This is a genomic window from Salinisphaera orenii subsp. orenii MK-B5, from assembly GCF_003788635.1.
In the GTDB taxonomy this organism is placed as follows: Bacteria; Pseudomonadota; Gammaproteobacteria; order Nevskiales; family Salinisphaeraceae; genus Salinisphaera; species Salinisphaera orenii.
Genome location: NZ_AYKH01000034.1, coordinates 103131 through 125328 on the forward strand (window position 1 = coordinate 103131; position 22198 = coordinate 125328).

Consider the following 22198-nt stretch of genomic DNA (forward strand, 5'->3'; position numbering starts at 1 on the left):
CCGCAGCCGTGTTGCGGGTGGCCGGCGTGCTCACGCGGCCGCCTCGTCTGCGATCACCAGCAGCGCGTCGCCGGCCGAGACCAGCGTGCCCTCGCTGCAGCGCAGGGCGCGGATCACGCCGGCGGCCGGGGCGTCGACCGCGAACTCCATCTTCATCGCCTCGACGACGAGCAGGGTGTCGCCCGCGGCCACGCGGTCGCCCTCGGCGACGTGCAGCTTCCAGACGTTGCCGGACACGTCCGCGCTCACGGCTTCGCCTGCGACCGTGTCCTCGATTGGCGCGGCGGCGGGGCCGGCCTCGGCCTCGGGTTCGGCGTCGGCCTGGGCCTGCCAGTGTTCGACTTCCTTCGCGAAGGCCGCGCTCTGGCGTTCGCGAAACGCGGCAATGTCGTCGGCGTTGGCGTCGAGAAACTGCCGGTACTCGGCGAAATCGAAGACCTCTTCGGTAATCTCAGCGTGCAGCCGGCCGGCCCGGAAGTCCGCGCGCATGTCGGTGAGCGTGTCTTCGTCTACCGGGTAGTAGCGCACCTGGTCGAAGAAGCGCAGCAGCCAGGGCTCGCCCGGCGCGAACTGTTCGTTATGCCCGAACTTGTTCCAGATCGGCAGGGTACGCCCGACCAGCTGATAGCCGCCCGGCGAGTCCATGCCGTAGATGCACATATAGACGCCGCCGATGCCGACCGTGCCCTCGGCGGTGTAGGTACGTGCCGGGTTGTACTTCGACGTGACCAGGCGATGGCGCGGGTCGATCGGTACCGCGCAGGGCGCGCCGAGATAGACATCGCCCAGGCCCAGCACCATGTAGCTGGCCGACAGGATCGTCTCGCGTACCTGCTCGCGCGTGTCCAGACCGTTGATGCGCTGGATGAAGTCGACGTTGTTGGGCAGCCAGGGCGCGGTGTCGCGCACGGACTGGCGATAGCGGTCCACCGCGTCGAGCGTGGCGCTGTCCTCGAAGGCCAGCGGCAGATGCAGCACGCGGGTGGGCAGTTTCAGGTCGTCGACTTCGGGCAGATCCGCCTCGAGGGCGACCAGCGCGTCGACGAGATCGGCCTGATGGATCACCCGGCCGTCGTAGTTGACCTGCAGCGAGCGCACGCCGGGCGAGAGTTCGAGAATGCCCTCAACCGGGTGCTTCTCCAGTGCCTGCATGAGCAGGTATACGCGCAGGCGAAAACGCAGATCGAGTTCGTTGGGCCCGTATTCGATCAGGATGTAGCGATCGCCGGCCTGGCGATAGGCCACCGCCGGGCGGCTGCCCGCGGCGGGCCGCTCGGCGAGCACGCAGGGCGACACGGTGTCCGCGGGCGCCGGAATGGGCAGCGTCTCGCGCGTGTCGGCCACGGCGAGTGCGTCGCAGGCGGCGTCCTGCTCGTGCTGGCGGGCGGTGGCTTCGTCGAAGCCGAGCGCCACGAAGCGGATGGTGTCGCCCGGCGAAACCTGGCCGACCTTCCACAGTTCGGCCGCAGCGATGGTGACCGGGCACACGAAGCCGCCCAGGGACGGGCCGTCGCGGGTCAGGATCACCGGCATGTCGCCGGTGAAGTTGATGGAGCCGACCGCGTACTCGGTGTCGTGGATGTTGGAGGGGTGCAGCCCGGCCTCGCCGCCGTCCTCGCGGGCGAAGGTGGGCTTGGGCCCGTTCAGGCGGATGCCGAGACGATTGGAGTTGTAGTGGACTTCCCAGTCGGTGGCGAAGAAGGCCTCGATCGAATCCTGCGTGAAGAAATCGGGCGCGCCGTGCGGGCCGTAGAGCACGCCGATCTCCCAGTGCGTGGGATAGTCCGGCACGAGCGCGGCGGGCGCGGCCTGCGGCTCGCGGGTGGGCGCCGGCGTGGGCGCGTTGGGTCTGGAAGCATCGCAGATCGCGAGCATGTCGGTCGCGCGCAGCGGTCGGCCGGCATGGCCGCCGAACTGGCCGAGCGCGAAGGTCGACTTGCTGCCCAGATAGTCGGGCACGTCGACACCGCCGAGTACCGCCAGATAGCTGCGACAGCCGGCCTCGGCCTTGCCGACGACCAGCGTCTGGCCGGCCTTGGCTTCGACCGGCGCCCAGAAGTCGATCGGGGCGTCGTCGAGCGTGGCCGGGGTGGTCGCGCCCGTGAGGGCGATCACCGCATCGGTATGAAAACGTATCGTCGGCCCGAGAATGGTGCACTCGATCCCGCCCGCGGACTGGTCGTTGCCGACGATCGCATTGGCCAGGCGAAAGGCATAGTCGTCCATCGGCCCGGAGGGCGGCACGCCGATATGCCAGTAGCCGGTGCGCCCGGGATAATCCTGGATCGTGGTGTAGGTACCGGGCTTGACGATCTCCAGCACCGGCGGCGCGTAGGCGAAGTCGCCCAGGAAGGCGGTCGATACCTCGCCGGCGGCGAATCGTTCGTCGGCCACGATTTGGCGCAGATAGTCGAGATTGGTGGCGATACCGGACAGCCGCGTGGCGTCGAGCGCGTTGGCCAGCCGCGCGAGCGCTTCGTCGCGGGTGTCGCCGTGCACGATCAGCTTGGCGATCATCGGATCGAAGTGCGACGACACCTCGGTGCCGGCGGCCACCCAGGTATCGACCCGGACATGATCGGGGAACACGACTTCGGTGAGCACGCCGGGTGAGGGCGCGAAATCGAGCGCCGGCTGTTCGGCATACAGGCGCACCTCGAAGGCCGCCCCCTGCGGGTTCGCCTCGAAAGCGGCGAGATCGGGCGGCGTGCCGGCCGCGGTCTGCACCATCCATTCGACCAGGTCCACGCCGGTTGCGGCCTCGGTGATCGGATGCTCCACCTGCAGGCGCGTGTTGACCTCCAGAAAATAGAACTCGTCGCGCGCGCCGTCGTAGATGTATTCCACGGTGCCGGCGGAGCGGTAGTTCACCGACTCGCCCAGACTCACCGCGGCCGCCATCATGGCGTCGCGGGTGGCCGCGGGCAGATGCGGCGCCGGCGTTTCCTCGACGACTTTCTGGTTGCGCCGCTGCAGCGAACAATCACGCTCGCCGAGGGCGACGACCGTACCGCGGCCGTCGCCGAAGATCTGGACCTCCACGTGGCGCGCCTTCTCAATGAAGCGCTCGAGAAACACGCCGTCGTCGGAGAAATAGTTCTGGCCGAGGCGCGCGACCTTGTCGAAGGCGGCTTCCAGCTCGGCTTCGTCGTTGCAGCGCGACAGCCCGATGCCGCCGCCGCCGGCGGTGGACTTCAGCATGACTGGATAGCCGAGTTCGGCTGCCGCGGTCTTCGCGTCGTCAAGGCTGTCGAGCAGGCCGGTCCCGGGAGCCAGCGGCACGCCGGCGGCCTCGGCGAGCTCGCGCGCCGTGTGCTTGAGGCCGAACTGTTCGATCTGCTCGGGCGTCGGCCCGGCAAAGGCGATGCCGGCAGCCTCGCAGGCGCGGGCGAAGTCGGCGTTCTCGGAAAGAAAGCCGTAGCCGGGCAGGATCGCCTGCGCGCCGGATTCGCGTGCGGCTTTCAGCACCGCGTCCACGTTCAGATAGCTTTCGGCCGCGGTATCGCCGCCGAGCGCGATGGCCACGTCAGCGGCGTCCAGATGGGTGCTGTCGCGGTCGCTGTCGGCATAGACCGCGACGCTGCGAATGCCCATCGCCTTGAGGGTGCGCGCGCTGCGTACGGCGATCTCGCCGCGGTTGGCGATGAGGACGGTGTCGAGTTCAGCCATGGTCGTTCGCCTTTGCTTGCTGGTCTGCGATATAGGCGCGCCAGCCGCCGTATTCGGTCACGTCGCGCGCGGTGTCGGCGGCCCAGCCCTCACAGATGAAACTCTTGACCTCGCGCCCGTCGGCCAGCGTCAGCGTGCCGATGCCCAGCGGCGCCGAGATGAGGGCGACGAACGAGCCGAAGGCCGTCACCGGCACGTCCCACAGCTCGACCTCGATCGCGGCGCCGCCGCCGGCGGGTTCGCGGATCAGGCCCGGTTTGGGCGGCGTGGTGCCGGCAAGCGCGAGCAGTCGGTATTCAGGCGCGGTCGTGGTCTGTTCCACGAACCGCGCGTCGCGTTCGGTGAGCTGCCCGTTCAGCGGCATGCCCCGCAGGTGCGCGCCGACCACCGCGAGCCGGATGTGATCCGGCGGCGGTTCCGGCGACGCGACGTTCGGAATCGCGTCGGCGGGCCGGTCGCTGTTGCCCAGCGGCCAGCGCCGGTGGTTCTGCCAGTCGCGGCCGAGCGCGGCGAGACGCGCGTCCTGCCAGGCCGGGGCGATCAGGGTGATGCCGGCCGGCAGGCCGTCGTCGCGAAAGCCGCCGGGCAGGGCGAGCGCGCAGCAGTCGAGCAGGTTCACGAAATTGGTGTAGGTGCCGAGGCGGCTGTTGCGTTCGATCGGCTCGGCCGCGATCTCGGCCTGGCTGTATATCGTCGGTGCCGTCGGCACGATCAGGGCGTCGATCGGCGCGAACGCCGCGTCGGCCGCGCGCCGCAGCTCGGCGAGGCGGTATTCGGCGCGAAACGCATCGACCGCGCGGGGTGCGCGGCCCGCGGAAATGATCTCGGCGACGGCGGGGTCCGCGTCGGCCGGGTGGGTGTCGATGAATTCGCCGACCGCGGCGTAGCGCTCGGCGATCCACGGCCCCTGGTAGAGCAGGGCGGCGGCCTCGGCGAACGGCGCATAGTCGATCGTCACGATCTCGGCGCCGAGCGCGCGCCAGTCGGCGACGGCGGCTTCGAAGGCTTTCTGTGCGCGCGCATCGCCGAAGAATTCCGGCGAATCCGGCACGCCAAGCCGCCAGTGTGTCGTCGTCCCCGGTACCGCGGCCGCCGGCGCGGGGCGCGGTCGGGCATAGGCGTCGGCGGGATCGAAGTCGATCAGCACGTCGGCGACGCGGTCCGCGTCGTCGACCGTGAGCGTGAACAGCGACACGCAGTCCAGCGTCCGGCAGGCGGGCACCACGCCGCGGGTGCTGATCGCGCCGCAGGTGGCCTTGAGGCCGACGATGTTGTTGAAGCCCGCCGGCACCCGCCCCGATCCGGCGGTATCGGTGCCGAGCGCGAAGGGCACCTGGCCGAGGGCCACGACCACCGCCGAGCCCGAACTGGAGCCGCCGCTGATCATGCGCTCGTCGAAGGCGTTGGGCACTGCGCCGAAGGGCGAGCGCGTGCCCACGAGGCCGGTGGCGAACTGGTCGAGGTTGGTCTTGCCGATCAGCACGGCCCCGGCCGCCTGCAGGCAGGTGACCGCGTGGGCGCTGGTTTCCGGGGTGTAGGCGAAGGCCGGGCAGCCGGCGGTCGTCGGCAGGCCGGCGACATCGATGTTGTCCTTGACCGCGAACGGCACGCCGTAGAGCGGCAGGCGATCGATATCGCCGTCGACGGCGGCCAGGCGCTCGCCCAACGCGGCGAGCTGGCCCGCCAGATGGCTCTCGTCCGCGACGCATATCCAGGCGCTGTCGTCGGCCGCGATGGCACGGCGCAGTGCCGTCAGGTGTGTCTCGGGCGTCGCGTCACCGCTGCGGTAGTCGGCGAGCCAGTGTTCAACGGTGAGTGGCGGCATCGGTCTGCATACGAGGATGTATACAACGACTGAAGCAAGCGCTGTGCCACATCGATCTCAAAGCCAAAGAACGTCGATCCGGCCCCGCTGTGGGCCCTGTCGTGCGGCCTCGGGTGGCATCGGCTGCGTTCTCGTGGTGCAGATGCCTCACGAGGGTGCGGCGCGCGGGCCCGGGCGACGCCGCCGCCCGAGACGAGCCCGGAGCGTCGGGCCACGCCGGTCGATGCGCCCTCTGGCGGCCGGAAACGTGTACCGGAAACGGCCGGATGTATCGCGGGTATTGCAACTCCGCGGCGACTGGCCGATATATCTCTTCAATGGCGCACTCAACGACGCCGCGAGGCGATATGTCGCGTGGAAACGCCCACTCTGAAAATTGAAATCGCCTGTTGGCACGATCGCGAACGCCCCGCGACCGGTCGGCGCCTGTTGGTCGGCGAACCCGAAGCGGCCGGTCTCAACCGGGCCGGCTACGACGCGCGCATGGCCGCGCTTGCGCCGGCGCCCTCGATCTGGGCCGATGACGCCGAGCCGAACGTCCTGATGCGTCGCTACGAGCTTCAGCTCGATCGCATGCCCGCCTCGGTGTTCGGTGCCCTAACCGGCCTCGCGCAAGAGCCGGGGCTGGTCCTGCTCGTCGAACGGGCCTGGATCGGCAACGTGCTGGCGCGTTATCTGCGCGACTGGGCCGCGCGTACCCCGCGCATGGAGCGGCGGATGAACCGGGCCTGGCAGCAGTCCCGCCACGCCGCCCAGGTCGTGTTCGACGCCATCGATCCGTCGCCCGACTCGGCGCCGCCGACGCGTGGCGACGGTGATCAACGCTCCTGAAAACGCTAGGCGAACGCCGGGCGAGCGTCTTGTGGGCTGCCGTACGTCGCGTCCTTCAAGGCCCGAGCTATCGATCGCCGCGCGCCGCGATCGAGCTGTGCGACGGCGCAGGGGGACAAGAAGAATGGTTCATGGGGGCCGATCCGGAAGACATGAGCGCCCATGAAATTCACAAGGTGCGGCCACCCCGCGTTGTCGCGTGCGGGTGCCGAGGTGAGGGCGCGGTGCGCACGACGCCTCGTTCTGCCGTCCCAAAGTGCCGGGCGCGGGCTCGCATGACGTGTTGGCCGCGCCCGGCTCGGGCGGCCCGACCGCCGGGCTCTTGGCGCACGCGATATGGGCCCGGACGACAGGCGCCGTGGCCGGACGATGTCGCCGCGTGGGGCGAGCACGACGTGCATGTCGCAGCCCCGGCCCCGCCTCGCCAACCCGTGAGGCGTGTTGGCGATATCGCCGCTTGTCGCGCGGTGCGGGTCTCCGGGACCTGAAACCGGCGCCTATCGGGGCAGGTGGGGTAGACCGCCCGCCGTTGCGCGACGGGCACGGCGGATACCGGTCGGCGGAAGGCGTGAGCCGTGGCGCCGACTGCGCCCGCACGATTTGGCCTACGGTGGGCAGCAGTCGTGGCCGCGCGAATCGCACCGCCGTCGACGGCGATGACGAGTCGGGTGTCGAGCGTCCATGCGGCCACGCGGCGGGCGTGTCGCGCCGCGGGACAGAGAAATCGGCCCCGTTGGGCGTCGGCTCGACGGCGATGTCCAGAGCGCGTCGCGACCAGGGCCGGCACCACCGCTTGGCCGGAGCACGGCCCGGGTGGCCGCGCGATGCGTATCGCCGGATTCTAGAAGATGCCGGCCTCGAGACCCGCGGCGAGCGTCAGCCCCAGCTCCTCGCACTGGGTCTCGAAGGCGTCATCGAAGGCGCCGCGGCAGATCAGCGGATCGCACACCGCCTTCCAGCGCAGGCCGGTGGTGATGCTGGCCACCGCGCGTTGCGTGCCCGTGCCGTCGCGGCCGGCGCGCACGTACAGGGCGTAGGGCAGCGCCTCGGTGTGGTCGATGCATTCGTAGTAGATGCGGTCGAAGAAATCCTTGAGTGCGCCGCTCATGTACCCGAGGTTCTCCGGCGTGCCGAGCACGACGGCGTCCGCTGCCAGCACGTCGTCGGCGCCGGCCTCAAGCGGCGCGATCCACTCGGCCTCGACCTCGGTGACGTCCGGATGGCGCGCCCCGCGCAGCACGGCCTCGGCCAGGCGGCGGGTATTCGGGGAGGGGGCGTGGGCGACGATCAGCAGGCGTTTCATGGCCTCAGTCTAGGGGCTGTCAGCACGTCATACGAGCGCCGCGTTGGCGAACGCACATCGTGTGCGGCAAGGCGTGAGTCGCCGGTCGTGGCGCGCCACGATCGAGACTGACAACGTCGCAGCGCGCCCACGGTTGTTATGAGCAGCCCAACAGGTCGGACCAAGTCCGGGGTGCACTCCAGACTTGTCGCACGCTGGCGCAGAGTGACTGCGCGGCGCGCACGACGCCGCGTCTTGCCGCCCATAATCAATTTTCAGGAAGCGCTTGGCTCGAAGTCGCATGAAACGTTGACAGGCTTCGACCGCCCGGGGCCAGGGCGATGGCGAGGCCGGGTCGTCCATAACGAGAACGCCGCAGCTGCCTGTGTATCATTCAGGCCATGAATATCCGTGACATCGACCTGAACCTGCTCGTCTTCCTCGATGCCCTGCTGCGCGAGAAGAGCGTGACCAAGGCCGCACTGGCCATGGACATCAGCCAACCGGCAATGAGCAATGCCCTGCGGCGGCTGCGCAAGCTGCTGGGCGATCCGGTGCTGGTGCGCACGGCGTCCGGCATGCAGCCCACCGCCCGCGCCGAGGCCCTGCGGCGGCCGGTGCGCAACGCGCTCTCCCAGATGGAGGCCGCGATCGCGCCCAACCGCGCCTTCGAGCCGGCCACCGCCGAACGCCTGTTCACCATTCTGATCACCGACTACGCCGCCTCGGTGCTGATGCCCCGGGTGGTCGGGGTGCTGGAGGAGGAGGCGCCCAACATCGCGCTCAATATCCTCTCCGCGGGCAGCGATGCCATCGACCAGGTCGAGCGCGGCGAGGCCGATTTTCTGGTCAACCGCTTCGGCAAGCTGCCGGCGAACTTCCACCAGCAGCGCCTGTGGAGCGACCGCATGGCCTGTCTCATCCGCAAGGACCATCCGGCGCTGCTGGCCGCCGGCGGCGAGCTGACGCTGGAGACGTTCCTGTCGGAGAAGCATATCCTGATCACCCAGACCGGGGTCGGTCTGAGCCGGATCGACGAGGTCCTGGCCGACGCCGGCCGCTCGCGGCGGATCAGCGTGCTCACCCGCCACTACCAGCTCCCGCGCGAGCTGGTCGCCAACAGCAACATGATCGTGGCACTCCCGGCGCGCATCGCCCGCTACCAGGCCCGGCATCTCGGCTTGGCCGTGCTCGAGCCGCCCCTCAAGCTGCCGGCCTTCGACATCGGCATCGCCTGGGGCGCGCTCGACCATCACGACGTTGCCCACCGCTGGTTGCGCGAACGCATCGTCACCATCGCGCGCGAGGCACTCCAGCAGGGCCCGCACCACGCCTGACGGCTGCGGTGGTCGACGGCTGTGGCGGCAGCCGGCCGCGCGTGCGGCGCGGGCCCGTGCCGGGTCGCCGCGGCACGGCGGTACGTCGAATGGGAGGCCATACGCGGTGGGGCAGGCCGATGAGGGCCGGGCGGCCGGTCGCGGCTTCGTTCGCGGTAGCGCCGACACGACGCCGTCGGACCGGCTGCTGTACGCGAGGGCGCGGGACGCGTCGGCAGGCAATCGCCTGCAGCGGATCGCGGATGCCCGAACCATCGTGCGGGCGCTTTCAGTCGGGCCGTCCGGAAGCGATCGACGGCGGCAGCGCATGAAGGCAGCGTTGGTCTGAGACCTTGGTCGCAGGGATGCGCTTTCGTGATTGTAAATTTCGAGCGTTCGCTATATTTTTAATCCGAGGAGGAAACGCATGACCGACAGCCCCAACGAACGATTCGATCTCACTGGCCGCGTGGCCCTGATCACCGGCGCCGGCGGCGGCCTGGGCGCCGGCTTTGCCGAAGCGCTCGCCGCGGCCGGCGCCCGGACCGTGCTGTGCGCACGCCGCGAAGGCCCGCTCGAGGCGGTCGCCGAACGCATCCGAGCTGCGGGCGGCGAGGCGGCCGTGATCCCGATGGACGTGGCCGACAGCGGCTCGGTCGCGGCCGGCTTCGACGCCGCCGAGGCGCAGTTCGGCACTGTCGACGTGGCGGTCTGCAACGCCGGCATCGCGATGGCGGGATTCGCCATGGACATGCCCGAGGCGGACTGGCTCAAGACCATCGAGGTCAATCTCAACGGCTGCTGGCGCGTCGCCATGGAGACCGGCCGGCGCCTGCGCGCCGCCGAGAAGTCCGGCAGCGTGATCAACATCAGCTCGATTCTGGGCCACCGCGTGGCCGCCGCGGTCGCTCCCTATGCGGCGTCCAAGGGCGCGCTGGAACAGCTCACGCGCAGCCTGGCGCTGGAATGGGCGCGCTACGGCATCCGCGTGAACGCGATCGCACCGGGCTATATCGCCACCGATCTCAACCGCGAGTTCTTCGAGAGCGAGCCGGGGCAGAAGATGATCAAGCGCATTCCGCAGAAGCGCCTCGGCGACGTCGACGACCTGGTCGGCGCGCTGCTGCTGCTGGCCTCGGACGCCGGGCGCTACATGACCGGCTCGACCATCGCCGTCGACGGCGGCCATCTGCAATCCTCGCTTTAGGACGCATTCCATGGACTTCAGCCTTCCCGCCGAGATCGAGGACTATCGCCAGCGCATCCGCGCTTTCGTGGAGGCCGAGCTGATCCCGCTCGAGGCGGACCCGGCGAACTACGACGCCCACGAGAACATCGCCCCCGACGTGCTCGAGCGCATGAAGGCCAAGGCGAAGGACGCCGGCCTGTGGTCGCTGCAGATGCCGCGCGCCCGCGGTGGGCAGGGGCTGTCGATCGTGGGCATGGCCGCCTGCTACGAGGAGATGAACCGTTCGATCTTCGGGCCGGTGGTGTTCAATTCGGCCGCGCCCGACGACGGCAACATGATCGTGCTGGAGCGTGTCGGCACCGAGGCGCAGAAGGCGTGGTTCCTGCAGCCGATCGTCGACGGCGAGGTGCGTTCGTCGTTCGCGATGACCGAACCGCCGCCCGGCGCGGGTTCCGATCCGACCGCGATGCGCACTACCGCCACGCGCGACGGCGACGACTGGGTCATCCACGGCCACAAGCACTACATCACCGGCGCGGGCGTGGCCAAACACTTCATCCTCATCGCGCGCACGTCGGAGGACACCCGCAAGGGCCTGACCGCATTCCTGTTCCACGCCGACGATCCGGGCTGGGAGATCGTGCGCCGCATCCCGATCATGGGTCCGGAGGAGCACGGCGGGCACTGCGAGATCCGCTTCGACGGCCTGCGCATTCCCGACCGCAATCGGCTGATGGCGGTCGGCGACGGGCTGAAGGTCACCCAGATCCGCCTGGGCACGGCGCGGCTGACGCATTGCATGCGCTGGCTGGGGCTGGCGCGGCGGTCGATGGAGATCGCGGCCGATTATGTCGCCGAGCGCGAGGCCTTCGGCGTGCGCCTGGCCGATCGCGAGGGCGTGCAGGGCATGCTCGGCGACGCCGCGATGGCGATCCAGACCGGGCGCCTGCTGACCATGCACGCGGCGTGGCAGCTCGACCAGGGCAGCTTCGCGCGCAAGGAGGTCTCGATGGCCAAGGTCAACGTGTCCGAAACGCTGCACCAGGCGGTGGATACGGCCATTCAGCTCAACGGTGCGCGCGGCTATTCCAAAGACACGGTGCTGGAATGGATCTATCGCTACGCGCGCCAGGCGCGGCTGGTCGACGGCGCATCGGAGGTGCACAAGATGGTGTTTTCGCGCACATTGATGAGCGAGGGCGCCGACTTCTGGCGCTGGGACTGATGCCGGCGACGCGCAGGACATAGCAGGACAGCCCGGCGGTACCGCGCCGCCAGAACGCGCGGGCCGCCTTGTTCGACAGGACAGGGCCTTTTCGGAGGAGATCCCATGGCACAGGCCGACTACGAGCAGCTGGCGCGCAATCCGGCGAACCATTCGCCGCTCACGCCCGTGAGCTTTCTCAAGCGCTCGGCTTATATCTATCCCGAGCGCACGGCGGTCATCGACAGCGACGTCACGCTCACCTACCGGGCGTTCGACGAGCGCTGTCGGCGGCTGGCCAGCGCGCTGTCCGAACGCGGCGTCGACAAGGGCGACACGGTCGCGGTGCTCTGTCGCAACACCCACGAGATGCTCGAGGCCCGCTACGCGATCCCGATGCTCGGCGCGGTGATGAACCCGATCAACACGCGGCTCGACGCGGCCACCATCGCTTTCATCCTCGAGCACGGCGACGCGAAGCTGCTGATCTGCGACCACGCCTTCGGCAAGGAGGCCGGCCCCGCGCTGGAGCGCCTCGACACGCCGCCCGAGACGGTCGTGGTCAGCAGCCACCACGGTGCGACCGGCGAACTCTACGGCGAACCGTATGAAGACCTGATCGCGGACGGCGACGCCGCCTTCGACTGGGACAAGGTCGCCGACGAGTGGGACGCGCTCACGTTGCTCTATACCTCCGGCACCACGGGCGATCCGAAGGGCGTGGTCTATCACCACCGCGGCGGTTATCTGGCGGCCATGAGCAACGCCATGGCCTTCAACATGACCGCCGATTCGGTCTATCTGTGGACCCTGCCGATGTTCCACTGCGACGGCTGGGGCTATGTCTGGTCGGTGACGGCGGCCGGCGCGACCCACGTGTGCCTGGACCGGATCGATTCGGATCTCATCCACCAGCGCATCGAAGCGTTCGGCGTGACCCACATGTGCGGCGCGCCCATCGTGCTGAATACGCTGCTCGGCGATTTCGACGCCCGCGGCATCACGCTGAGCGCACCCGCGGCGTTCGCGCTCGGCGGCGCGGCGCCGCCGGCCACCGTGATCCGCAAGGCCCAGGAGATCGGCTTCGACATCACCCATCTCTACGGGCTGACCGAAACCTACGGCCCGTCGGCGCTGTGTGTCTGGCAGCCGGAATGGTCCGAACTCGAGATCGATGCGCTGGCCGGGCGCATGGCCCGCCAGGGTGTGGCCAATTTCGCCATCGACGACTTCACCGTGCTCGACGTCGACGGCACTCCCGTGCCCCACGACGGCGAGACCATCGGCGAGATCTGCATTCGCGGCAACACCGTCATGGCCGGCTATCTCAAGAATCCGTCCAAGACGGACGAGGCTTTCGCCGACGGCTGGTTCCATTCCGGCGATCTGGCCGTGACCCATGCGGACGGCTATATCGAGATCAAGGACCGCGCCAAGGACATCATCATCTCGGGCGGGGAGAACATCTCCAGCCTCGAGATCGAGGAGGTGCTCTACCGCCACGAGGCGGTGGTCGAGGCCGCGGTGGTCGCCCAGCCGGACGACAAATGGGGCGAGACCCCCTGCGCCTTCGTGACTCTGCGCGCCGACGCGGCGCTCGACGAGCGCGCGCTCATCGATTTCTGCCGCGAGCATATGGCCCACTTCAAGGCGCCCAAGCGCGTGGTCTTCGGCGAGCTGCCCAAGACCGCGACCGGCAAGATCCGCAAGAACGTGCTGCGCGAGCAGCTCTGAGGGGCGTCTGCGACGAATGGACGGCCCATGAACGCGCATCGATGCGCTAAAGGTGGAACCGCGACGCCCACCGCGAGATAGACGGGGCGTCGCGCCGGAACACATCGGCCGATCGCCCGCGGCGGATGTGCAACAGAAAACATCAACGGGTGCGCAACGAGGAGAAAACGACATGGCTTCGACAGCAATTCGGCGCATGGCCGTGGCGGCACTCGCCGCGGCCGGCATCGTCGGCAGCATGGCCGCCCAGGCGGCCGAGGATCCGATCAAGCTCGGCGCGGTGTATATCCGCTCCGGCAGTGCCTCCAGCTACGGCGCGTTCGCCGAGCAGGGCATGAAGCTCGCGATCGAGCAGATCAACGACAACGGCGGCGTGCTCGGGCGTCAGCTCGAATACGAGATCGAGGACAGCCAGGGCAACTCCGGCACCGCGATCCAGGCCATGCGCAAGCTGGTCTATCAGGAGAACGTCGACGCGCTCATGGGCATCGACAGTTCCGGCGTGGCCCAGGGCGTGGCCTCCACCGTGCCGCAGCTGCAGACGCCTCTGATCATCACCCACGCCGCCACGCCCGACGTGACCGGCAAGATGTGCAACGACTACGTCTATCGCTTGAGCGTCAACATCGTCCAGAACATGCGCGGCGCCGCCGAGATCGCCGCGGACAGTGGTGCCAAGCGCTGGACCACGATCGGTCCGGACTATGCCTTCGGGCGCCAGTCCTGGGACTTCTTCGGCCAGGCGCTCAAGGAAAAGAATCCCGACGCCGAGCTGATGAGCGAGACCGCCTTCCCGCGCTTCGGCGCCGAGGAGTTTACGCCCTTCATCAACAGCATCATGGACGCCGATCCGGACGGCGTGCTGATCTCGCTTTGGGGCGGCGACCTGGTCAACTTCGTGCGTCAGGCCAGCGACCTGGGCTTCTTCGATCAGGACATGGAGATCATGTTCACCGTGGGTGCGGCCACCGAGGTGCTCGACGCGCTTGGCGAGCAGATGCCCGAAGGCGTCTGGCTGGGCACGCGCTACTGGTTCGATGCCTACGACAACCCGACCAACCGCGACTTCGTGGCGGCCTACAAGGAACGCTACGACAAGGCGCCGAGCTATAACGCGGAAGGTGCCTACGCGGCGGTCTACGCCTACAAGGCGGCCATGGAGAAGGCCGGTACCACCGACGGCCCGAAGGTCGCCGAGGCGCTGTCGGGGATGAGCTTCGATTCGCCGATGGGCGAGATCACCTTCCGTGCCGGAGACCATCAGACGCTGGTCGGGCCCACCTGGGGCAAGGCCGGGCCGATGGACGACGAGTTCGGCATCCGCAGCCTCACCGACGTGCACGTGTTCGACGGCAAGGACGTCACCCCGGCGGTCGAGGAGACCGGCTGCTCGCTCTAGTCGCTTGGCACGCAGACGTCGCGGCCCGGCTCGCACCGGGCCGCGGCGCCCTGCGTGATCGTGCCCCTGCATCGTCGGGAGACTCGACATGACCGCATTCTTCACCGCCTTGCTCAACAGCCTGGACATCGGTCTGCTGCTGTTCGTGATCGCGGTCGGGCTGAACATCGTGTTCGGCGTGCTCAACGTCATCAACTTCGCCCACGGCGCGCTGTACATGATCGGCGCGTACCTGGGCTTCAGCCTCATCGCCATGCTCGGCTGGCCGTTCTGGGCCGCGCTGATCGTCGCGCCGCTGGGTGTGGCCGCCCTCGCGGTGGTCCTCGACCGGCTGGTGCTGCGCTTCATCTACGGGCGTGAGATCACCGACAGCCTGCTGCTCACCTTCGCGCTGTTGCTCGTGCTCAACGAGTCGGTCCGCATGATCTGGGGCTCGGGCATCCACGTGGTCGAGCCGCCGGCGCTGCTGGCCGGCACGCTCGAGCTGCCGGGCGGCGTGCTTTACCCGGTCTACAACCTGTTCGTGATCGGCGTGGGGCTGACGATGCTCGCCGGGCTCTGGGCGCTGTTCAACCGCAGCCGCGTGGGGCGCATCATGCGTGCGGCCTCGCTGGATCCGGACATGGCCAAGGCGCTGGGCATCAACACGCGGCTGGTGGTTACCGGCGCCTTCGCCTTCGGCGCCTGGCTGGCCGCGGTCGGCGGCGTGGTCGCCGCACCCATGCGCGCGATCGATCCCGGCATGGGCGACAAGATCATCATCGAGTCGTTCATCGTGGTCGTCATCGGCGGCCTGGGCAGCTTCCCGGGGGCGCTGATCGGTGCGCTCGTGCTCGGCGCGATCCATGCGTTCGGCGGCCGCTATTTCCCCGAGGTCAACATGGTGCTGCCCTTCATCGGCATGGCGCTGGTGCTGCTGGTCAAGCCCAACGGCCTGATGGGCAAGGGAGCGGCGTGATGAAGAACGCTATCGTGCTGATCGTGCTCGCCGTGGTGCTGGCGGGCCTCGTCGCGCTGCCGTGGGTGGCGCCTTATTTCTATATCTTTCTGGGTACCGAGGTGCTGATCCTCGGCCTGTTCGCGGCCAGCTTCAATCTGGTGTTCGGTTACAGTGGCATGCTCAGCTTCGGCCATGCCGCCTTCTACGGCATCGGCGCCTATGCGACCGCGCTGATCCTGCTGCATCTGGAGTGGCCGTTTCTGGCCTGCCTGGTCGTGGCCATGGGCGCCGGTGCGCTGCTCGCGCTGGTCATCGGTTTTCTCAGCGTGCGATTGGACGAAGTCTATTTCGCCATGCTCACGCTGGCCTTCGGCATGATGGTCTTCGCCGTGGCGCACCAATGGCGTTCGGTCACCAACGGCAGCGACGGCATCGCCGGCTTCATGCTCGGCGATTTCGCGCCGGGAATCGACTGGTCGCTCGGCGACCCCGCCGTCTACTATCACGTCGTGCTCGGCGTGGTGGTGGTCGCCGCGGCGGTGCTGTATCTGATCTGTCGCTCGTCGTTCGGGCTCATCCTGCGCGCGATCCGCCAGAACCCGGAGCGGGTGTCCTTCTGCGGGCTGGACGTGCGCCGCTACCGACTGGCCGCCTTCACCGTGGCCGGTGCGTTCGCGGGGCTGTCCGGCGCGCTGATGGCGCCGTTCCTGCGCGTGGCCAGCCCCGAGATGCTGCACTGGTCGATGTCGGCCGAGCCCGTTCTCATGTCGATTCTCGGCGGCACCGGCTACTTTCTCGGACCGTTCTTCGGCGCCGCCGTCTTCGTGCTGCTGGAAAGCTGGATCACCGGCTTCACCGACGCCTGGATGCTGGTGCTGGGCGTGATGCTCGCGCTGATGGTCATGTTCTTCCGCCGCGGCGTGCTTGGCACGCTGCTCGACTGGGTGCAGGGCAACCATGACTGATACCACCACCACCAACGAATCCGGCCCGGTGCTGCAGATCCGCGATCTCAGCCGTCGTTTCGGCGGGGTGGCCGCGGTCTCCGGCATCGATCTGGACGTCGCGCCGCGCGAGACCGTCGCCATCATCGGCCCGAACGGCGCCGGCAAGACCACGCTCTACAACATGGTCTCCGGCCGCCTCAAGCCGACTACCGGCACGCTCACCTTCGAAGGCCGCGACATCACCGGGCTGGCGCCGCACCGCATCAGCCGCCTCGGCGTGTCGCGCTCGTTCCAGATCAACAACATCTTCACTGAGATGACGGTGCGCGAGAACGTGGAAGTCGCGCTCACCGCCCTCCACGGCTGGGGCAAGCGCTGGTTCAACGTCGCCACCCGCGCCAAACCGCTGCAGGACGAGGCCGATACCCTGCTCGAACGGCTGTCCCTGAGCGAGCTCGCGCACAAGCGCGCCGGCACCATCAGCTACGGCGACAAGCGCCTGCTCGAGATCGCCGTGGTGCTGGCCACGCGTCCGCGCCTGGTACTGCTCGACGAGCCCACCGCCGGCATGACGCCGCAGGAAACCAAACGCGTCACCGCGCTCATCAAGAGCCTCGCCGAAAGCGGCGACTACACCTTCCTCATCACCGAACACGACATGGACGTCGTCTTCGGGGTGGCCGATCGCATCCTGGTCATGCACCGCGGCGAGGCGCTCGTCGTCGGCACGCCGGCCGAAGTGCGCGACCATCCGGAGGTGCGCCGCGCCTATCTGGGCGAGGAAGACGAAGAAGACGCCGAGGAGACCGCGTCATGATGCTCGAACTCGACGACGTGCATACCTACTACGGCGAAAGCCACGCGCTGCAGGGCGTCACCCTCCAGCTCGCCGAAGGCGAGACCGTCTGCCTGCTCGGGCGCAACGGCGCCGGCAAGTCGACCACGCTCAAGAGCATCATCGGCCTCACGCCGCCGCGCCGCGGGCGCGTCGTGTTCGAGGGCGACGAGATCCAGCGCAGGCCCGCCCATCGGATCGCGCGCATGGGTATCGGCCTCGTGCCCGAGGACCGGCGCATCTTTCCGGGCCTGTCGGTGCGCGAAAATCTCGACGTCGCCCAGCGCAAACGCCGCGGCGAGACGCCGAAGTGGTCGATCGAACGCATCTTCGACAACTATCCCATGCTTGCCGAGCTCGCCAACCAGGACGGCGCGACCCTGTCCGGCGGTCAGCAGCAGATGCTCGCCGTCGCCCGCTCGCTGATGACCGAACCGCGCCTGCTCCTGCTCGACGAGCCCAACGAGGGCCTCGCCCCGGTCATCGTCAAGCAGATCGGCGCGCTCATCGACGACCTCGCCGCCACCACCACCATCCTGTTCACCGACCAGAGCGTGCACTTCGCCCTCAAGCACGCCAAACGCGCCTACATCCTCGAAAAAGGGCGCATCGTCCACGAGGCCGGCGCCGCCGAGCTGCGCGAGGATACGGCCACGCAGGACCGGTTTCTATCGGTGGCCTGAGCCCGCGGCCGGCAGCCCGCTGGGCTGTCCCGGATCGGTGTGGTGTCCACGGCCGTCTTGCCGGCACGGCGCGATTCGCGATCCCGCGGCGCGCATCGGGCGCTCCGGCGCGTACGGGCCGGAGCGCGTTGTCGCGTTGGCCCGCTCGATCAGACGCCGAACGGGCCGGGCCCGGCGTCCGGGCGGTTCCACCGCGCGGGGCGTGTCGCGACGAAGCCCTCGACGTGCCAGCGTTGGCTGCCCGCGACGTAGCGACGCTGCCAGGCGCGGCCGGTAGAGGCGAGAAAGCGGGCGTGGATGCCGGCGGCGCGCTGGGCGTTGTCGTGGAACTCGACGTGGTGGTGCGCGAGCACGAGACGCCCGCCGGGCACAAGCACGCGGGCCACGTCGCGCGCGAGGCGATCGAGCGCGCGCGGTGCGAGGTAGTACAGCAGTTCGGCGATCACCACGGCCTCGTAGCGCAGGCCCGGAAACGCCGCGGGCAGCGCGATCTCAAAGGCCTCGGCATGGGCGTGGCCGGCCAGCGCGGCGCGGGTGAGCCGAGTGGCGCTCGCGCTGCCGTCGCAGGCGTGCAGATGCAGCGCGCGCCGGGCGAGCGTGCGGCTGTTGGAGCCGTTGCCGCAGCCCAGTTCCAGTAGGCGTGCGTGTGGCCGGGTGCCGAGCGCGCGCAGGATGCGTCCACGCTTGATCGCTTCGTCGCGGGCGGTGAACGTCTGCCAGGGATCGGCCGTGGTACGGAATTTGGCCTCGAAGCCGGATAGGTCGATGGCGCGGCGCGGCGAAGCGCTCATGGCCGGCTGCCGAAGACTTCGACCGGCCGGCCGAAACGGGCGAGCAGCGCGGGCGTGATCGTGAAGCCGTCCGGATCGTCGTCGACGGCATCGATCTGGGTGCGATAGCGCCGTAGCGCGGCCTGCTTCATCGCCGCGCGTGCGCCGAGCGTCCGGCGCCACAGGCGGCCCGCCGGGCGCGGCCGGTGCGGTGTCTGGCGCGGCCAGACCAGATAGGACAGGCGCGCGATCGAGGCCGGCCAGGCCCGGGCGACGGCCCGCGCGACGGCGCGATGATCGGCGTGGTTGTCGTGGCGCGAGGGGGTGACGATCAGATCCGGGCGCGGCCGGCGGGCGAGATCGCGAGCCAGGCGCGCGGTCGTGGCCGGGCCGTCGAAGCCGAGCGCGCCGTCGGCATAGCCGAGAAAGCGCAGATCCTGACGGCGCACGCCGGCGCGGCGCATCACCTGACGCGTTTCGCGATAGCGCGCGGCGCTCAGGCGCGCCGGCGGAAATCGCCGGCTGTTCGGATGCGAGGCGCGCCCGTCGGTCACGAGCGTGACGTCCACCACCACGCCGCGCCGGCGCAGTGCGACGATCAGGCCGAAGGCGCCGATGGCTTCGTCGTCCGGGTGGGGGGCGACGACGTGGGCGCGGGCAATACGGGCCGGCAGCGGCGACCTCACAGCGAGGGCTCGATCGTGCCGTCGGCGGCGGCCGCGCCGACCTGCACGCGCTGGGCGTCGGGGGCGGGCTGGCGCAGATAGACCATGAGATCGGCCATATGCGCGCACAGCGGGTCGGTCTCGAAGAACGCCGACAGGCCGACCGACTGCTGGGTCAGGTGGAGCGCTTGTTCGCCGGCGTCGAGCACGCGGCTGCGCGCGCTGGCCACGCGGGCGGGATGGCTGGCCGCCGGCGTGTCGAACAGCTGGGCGGCGGTGTCGCGACAGACGCCCGCCGCGCTCGCGGCGACGTCGTAGAGGCGCCCGAGCCGCGCAGCCTGATGGGGGTCGCCCGCGCGCCCGCGCGCCACGAGGTGATCGCGCACGCCGTCGAACAGCCCGGCGATGCCGCCGGCCTGCACGGCCACGAACCGCAGCGCGCCCGCGCTCAGCCAGGGCTCGTGCTCATAGTCGCCGGGGGTGCCGATGACGGCGTCGCGGGCGCCGAGCGGCGCGTCGTGCCAGCGCACGAGATGTGTCTCCGAACGCTGCATGCCGAGCACCTGCCACCAGTCGCTATCGATCGCCGGCGGCGTGGCGTCGAGGTCCACGACCAGCAGCTGCTTGGAATCGCTGTCGGCAACATCCGCGCTGACCAGCGCATGCGTGAGCAGCCCGGCACCGGAGGCGAACGCCTTGCCGCCGGCGAGCCGCTCGCCGTCGAAAGCCAGCGGCTCGCCGGCCAGCGGCGCGTTCCAGACGCCAAAGCAGGCGCCGGCGCGGGCCTTGGCGTGCAGCGCGGTGGCGGTCTCGGTGTCCGCATAGCGGGTGATGATCTGCAGCGCGTCGATATGGCCTTCGAACAGCCGGCCGAGCGGCAGATCGAAGCGCCCGGCCGCGTAGAGCCGGCGCGCGAGCGTCAGGTACGCAGTCAGATCGCGCGGATCGCTCAGTGCGAGGCCGGTCTGCAGGCGGGCGATGCCCGCGCGCATGTAGGCGGCATTGGGCTGCGTGGCGTCGAGGTCAGCCAGTGCCACGGTATCGGCGCGGGTCGGTTCGTCGGGCAGAGCGCTCATGGGCTTGGACATGCGTGTTCGGTTTCCAGGGCGTGCAGGCGGGTCTCGGCCTGATCGAGGGCGATCTCGTCGGCGGCGCAGGGGTCGGGCACGACGGCCATCACGAAGGCCTCGGCGTTGTCGCAGGGCGCGGCGAGGCGGCGCAGTTCGTCGGCGTCGATCGCCAGCAGCGTAGCCAGTTCGTCACGGATCGCGGTCTCGTGCAGGGCGGCGAAGGCCCGCCGCGCCGCCGCCGCGCGGCGAAAACGGGCGAGCGCGGCATCGGGCGCTTCCACGCGCGGCGGGTTGCGGTCGGCCGCGCGGGTACGCAGCGTCTCGGCCAGGCCCGCGTCGGCCCGCCCGATCAGGCGCGAGGAGGTGGCCACGCGTACGGCGCGGTCGTGGCGCACGCGATAGCCCGCGCGCCGCGCGGCCGTCACCAGCCGCAAATCCTCGTGCGCGGCGATGTCCTCGAAGCCGCCGAGCGCTGCGTATACCGCGGCCCGGAAGGCGAGGCTCGCGCCGCCCTGCGACGGATGCGAAGGCGCCGGGTCGTGCGGCAGCGGATCGACCGTGCGCTGCAGACAGCGCAGGCGCTCCCAGTAGCGTTCGACGCGCCGGTGCGCTTCGCTGGGCGCGGCGTCCGGGCGCTCGATATAGCCGGCGACCACATCGACCGCGGCGAGCGCATGCCGGTTCGCGGCCAGCCAGTCGTCGGCGGGCACGCTGTCGGCGTCGGTACTCAGCAGAAAGGCGTCGTCCGGCGCGGCGTCCGCCGGGCCGCCACGGGCCAGCGTGGCGGCGCCCAGCGCCATCGCGGCGCGGCGCGCGCGCCCGGCGCTGGCCGGCTGCTGGCGGGGTATGCGCTGCGTGACCACGGCATAGGGCAGCGCGGCGGCGCGCTGTTGCACGTAGCGCGCGCCGCCATCGCTGCAGCCGTCGAACAGCAGACAGAGCACGAAGGTGTCGTCGGCCACGGTCTGGCGCGCCAGGGCGTCGAGCAGGGCGGGCAGATGGTCGCGTTCGTCGCGCACCGGTACGCAGACGGCGAGTGTCCACGCCGGCGCGCGGATATCGCGTGTCGGCGACGCGTGGTCCGGCGCGGCATGGGCCAGCCCCGCAGCCGGCATGGGCTGTCCGGTGTCGCGCATGGCAGGCGGAATGGACATGATGAGGCACGATACCCCGCTTCTCGCGGGCGGTTAATGCGTAGTTCTGCGGGCCGTTCGGGCGGGCCCGCGATCATGGGCGTCGGTCGCGAAAGACTCATTTGGATCAAGCCGCTATCGAGCGGGCCGTCATGTTCGAGCCGCCGCGGGCGGTTGTCGACGAAGCGCGAGTCCGTCGCGCACCCGAGTTCGACGCGGAAACGCGCCGCAGAACCTGCCACGCCGCGCGTATCGGCCGATGCCGGATGGCGTGGCCGCGCCGGCGCCGTTCAAGCTCGCGACGGTGAGGCCGGAACGGCGGGGTCGATCATCGCCCGGTCGGGGTGCGCCATCAGCCGGCCGACGCTGGCGGGGCGACCGGCCACAGCGGTATAACGGCGCGACGGCGCGGTCGGCGCGGGCCGGGTGTCGGTCGCGAGGGGAGGGTGCCTGACGGCGCAGATGGTGGTCGCGGCGTCTTGTTCGAAATAGTACGGATTTCCCGGGGCCGTACTTCCGGCTAGCTTGAGCGCATGATTGATGCGCCGAGCCATTCCGATCGCCTGGTCGGCACGTATCTGATCGTTCGTCCGACCGACGGTTGCGTTCGGCTCGTCGCCGCGACGGGCCGGTACGTGCGGGTAGCGAGCGGGCGGGGAACGGCGAGCACGACCGCCCGGTCGGGCGACTATCGGTGTGCGGCGGC

At 69.7% G+C, this 22198-nt stretch carries 17 protein-coding genes; 10 read left to right on the plus strand and 7 right to left on the minus strand.

Annotation, left to right across the window (positions count from 1 at the left end):
- Positions 1–30 precede the first annotated feature (30 nt).
- Entirely contained in the window at positions 31–3669 is a 3639-nt protein-coding gene (gene uca / locus SAOR_RS12640; protein WP_123631750.1) for an urea carboxylase, read from the minus strand.
- The gene (atzF, locus tag SAOR_RS12645; protein WP_123631751.1) at positions 3662–5494 is read right to left on the minus strand and encodes an allophanate hydrolase; all 1833 of its coding nucleotides are present in this window, start codon (positions 5492–5494) and stop codon (positions 3662–3664) included. Before atzF ends, uca begins: the two co-directional genes overlap by 8 nt.
- A gap of 354 nt (positions 5495–5848) precedes the next feature.
- Between atzF and SAOR_RS12650 the strand changes: the two genes are divergently transcribed.
- The gene (locus tag SAOR_RS12650) at positions 5849–6325 is read left to right on the plus strand and encodes a hypothetical protein (RefSeq protein WP_123631752.1); all 477 of its coding nucleotides are present in this window, start codon (positions 5849–5851) and stop codon (positions 6323–6325) included.
- An 841-nt stretch (positions 6326–7166) separates the two neighbouring features.
- Here SAOR_RS12650 and SAOR_RS12655 read toward each other — a convergent pair.
- Positions 7167–7628, minus strand: a complete 462-nt coding sequence (locus SAOR_RS12655) for a flavodoxin family protein (RefSeq protein ID WP_123631753.1) — start codon at positions 7626–7628, stop codon at positions 7167–7169.
- Positions 7629–8008: 380 nt separating this feature from the next.
- Between SAOR_RS12655 and SAOR_RS12660 the strand changes: the two genes are divergently transcribed.
- The 9 genes from SAOR_RS12660 (at position 8009) to SAOR_RS12700 (ending at position 17854) form a co-directional block, all read left to right on the plus strand.
- Positions 8009–8944, plus strand: coding sequence for a LysR family transcriptional regulator (locus SAOR_RS12660; protein ID WP_123631754.1), 936 nt, complete (start codon positions 8009–8011; stop codon positions 8942–8944).
- Positions 8945–9350: 406 nt separating this feature from the next.
- On the plus strand, positions 9351–10130 hold the full coding sequence (locus SAOR_RS12665) for an SDR family NAD(P)-dependent oxidoreductase (RefSeq protein WP_123631755.1): 780 nt from the start codon (positions 9351–9353) through the stop codon (positions 10128–10130).
- A 10-nt stretch (positions 10131–10140) separates the two neighbouring features.
- On the plus strand, positions 10141–11337 hold the full coding sequence (locus tag SAOR_RS12670; RefSeq protein ID WP_123631756.1) for an acyl-CoA dehydrogenase family protein: 1197 nt from the start codon (positions 10141–10143) through the stop codon (positions 11335–11337).
- 105 nt (positions 11338–11442) lie between these two features.
- Positions 11443–13050 (plus strand): long-chain-fatty-acid--CoA ligase, encoded by a 1608-nt coding sequence (locus SAOR_RS12675; protein WP_123631757.1) that lies wholly within the window; start codon positions 11443–11445, stop codon positions 13048–13050.
- 172 nt (positions 13051–13222) lie between these two features.
- Complete coding sequence (locus SAOR_RS12680) at positions 13223–14449, plus strand: ABC transporter substrate-binding protein (protein WP_123631758.1); 1227 nt, start codon at positions 13223–13225, stop codon at positions 14447–14449.
- A gap of 88 nt (positions 14450–14537) precedes the next feature.
- Positions 14538–15407, plus strand: a complete 870-nt coding sequence (locus SAOR_RS12685; protein ID WP_123631759.1) for a branched-chain amino acid ABC transporter permease — start codon at positions 14538–14540, stop codon at positions 15405–15407.
- A complete protein-coding gene (locus SAOR_RS12690; RefSeq protein WP_123631760.1) occupies positions 15407–16354 on the plus strand; it encodes a branched-chain amino acid ABC transporter permease in 948 nt (315 codons plus the stop codon). Before SAOR_RS12685 ends, SAOR_RS12690 begins: the two co-directional genes overlap by 1 nt.
- Positions 16347–17153 (plus strand): ABC transporter ATP-binding protein, encoded by an 807-nt coding sequence (locus tag SAOR_RS12695; RefSeq protein WP_123631761.1) that lies wholly within the window; start codon positions 16347–16349, stop codon positions 17151–17153. The genes SAOR_RS12690 and SAOR_RS12695 overlap by 8 nt, the downstream gene beginning before the upstream one ends.
- Positions 17150–17854: an ABC transporter ATP-binding protein gene (locus SAOR_RS12700; RefSeq protein ID WP_123631762.1), complete on the plus strand. Its 705-nt coding sequence runs from the start codon at positions 17150–17152 to the stop codon at positions 17852–17854. The genes SAOR_RS12695 and SAOR_RS12700 overlap by 4 nt, the downstream gene beginning before the upstream one ends.
- Positions 17855–18003: 149 nt before the next feature.
- Here SAOR_RS12700 and SAOR_RS12705 read toward each other — a convergent pair whose 3' ends face one another.
- From SAOR_RS12705 to SAOR_RS12720, 4 genes are read right to left on the minus strand one after another with little or no spacing between them, the layout of a single operon-like run.
- Positions 18004–18645 carry an SAM-dependent methyltransferase gene (locus SAOR_RS12705; RefSeq protein WP_123631763.1) on the minus strand — a complete coding sequence of 214 codons (642 nt, stop codon included), beginning with the start codon at positions 18643–18645 and terminating at the stop codon, positions 18004–18006.
- Positions 18642–19310: a PIG-L deacetylase family protein gene (locus SAOR_RS12710; protein ID WP_123631764.1), complete on the minus strand. Its 669-nt coding sequence runs from the start codon at positions 19308–19310 to the stop codon at positions 18642–18644. The genes SAOR_RS12705 and SAOR_RS12710 overlap by 4 nt, the downstream gene beginning before the upstream one ends.
- On the minus strand, positions 19307–20365 hold the full coding sequence (locus tag SAOR_RS12715; RefSeq protein ID WP_185015676.1) for an acyl-CoA dehydrogenase: 1059 nt from the start codon (positions 20363–20365) through the stop codon (positions 19307–19309). Before SAOR_RS12715 ends, SAOR_RS12710 begins: the two co-directional genes overlap by 4 nt.
- Positions 20362–21513, minus strand: coding sequence for a glycosyltransferase family 2 protein (locus tag SAOR_RS12720; RefSeq protein WP_123631765.1), 1152 nt, complete (start codon positions 21511–21513; stop codon positions 20362–20364). The genes SAOR_RS12715 and SAOR_RS12720 overlap by 4 nt, the downstream gene beginning before the upstream one ends.
- Between the last annotated feature and the right edge of the window lie 685 nt (positions 21514–22198).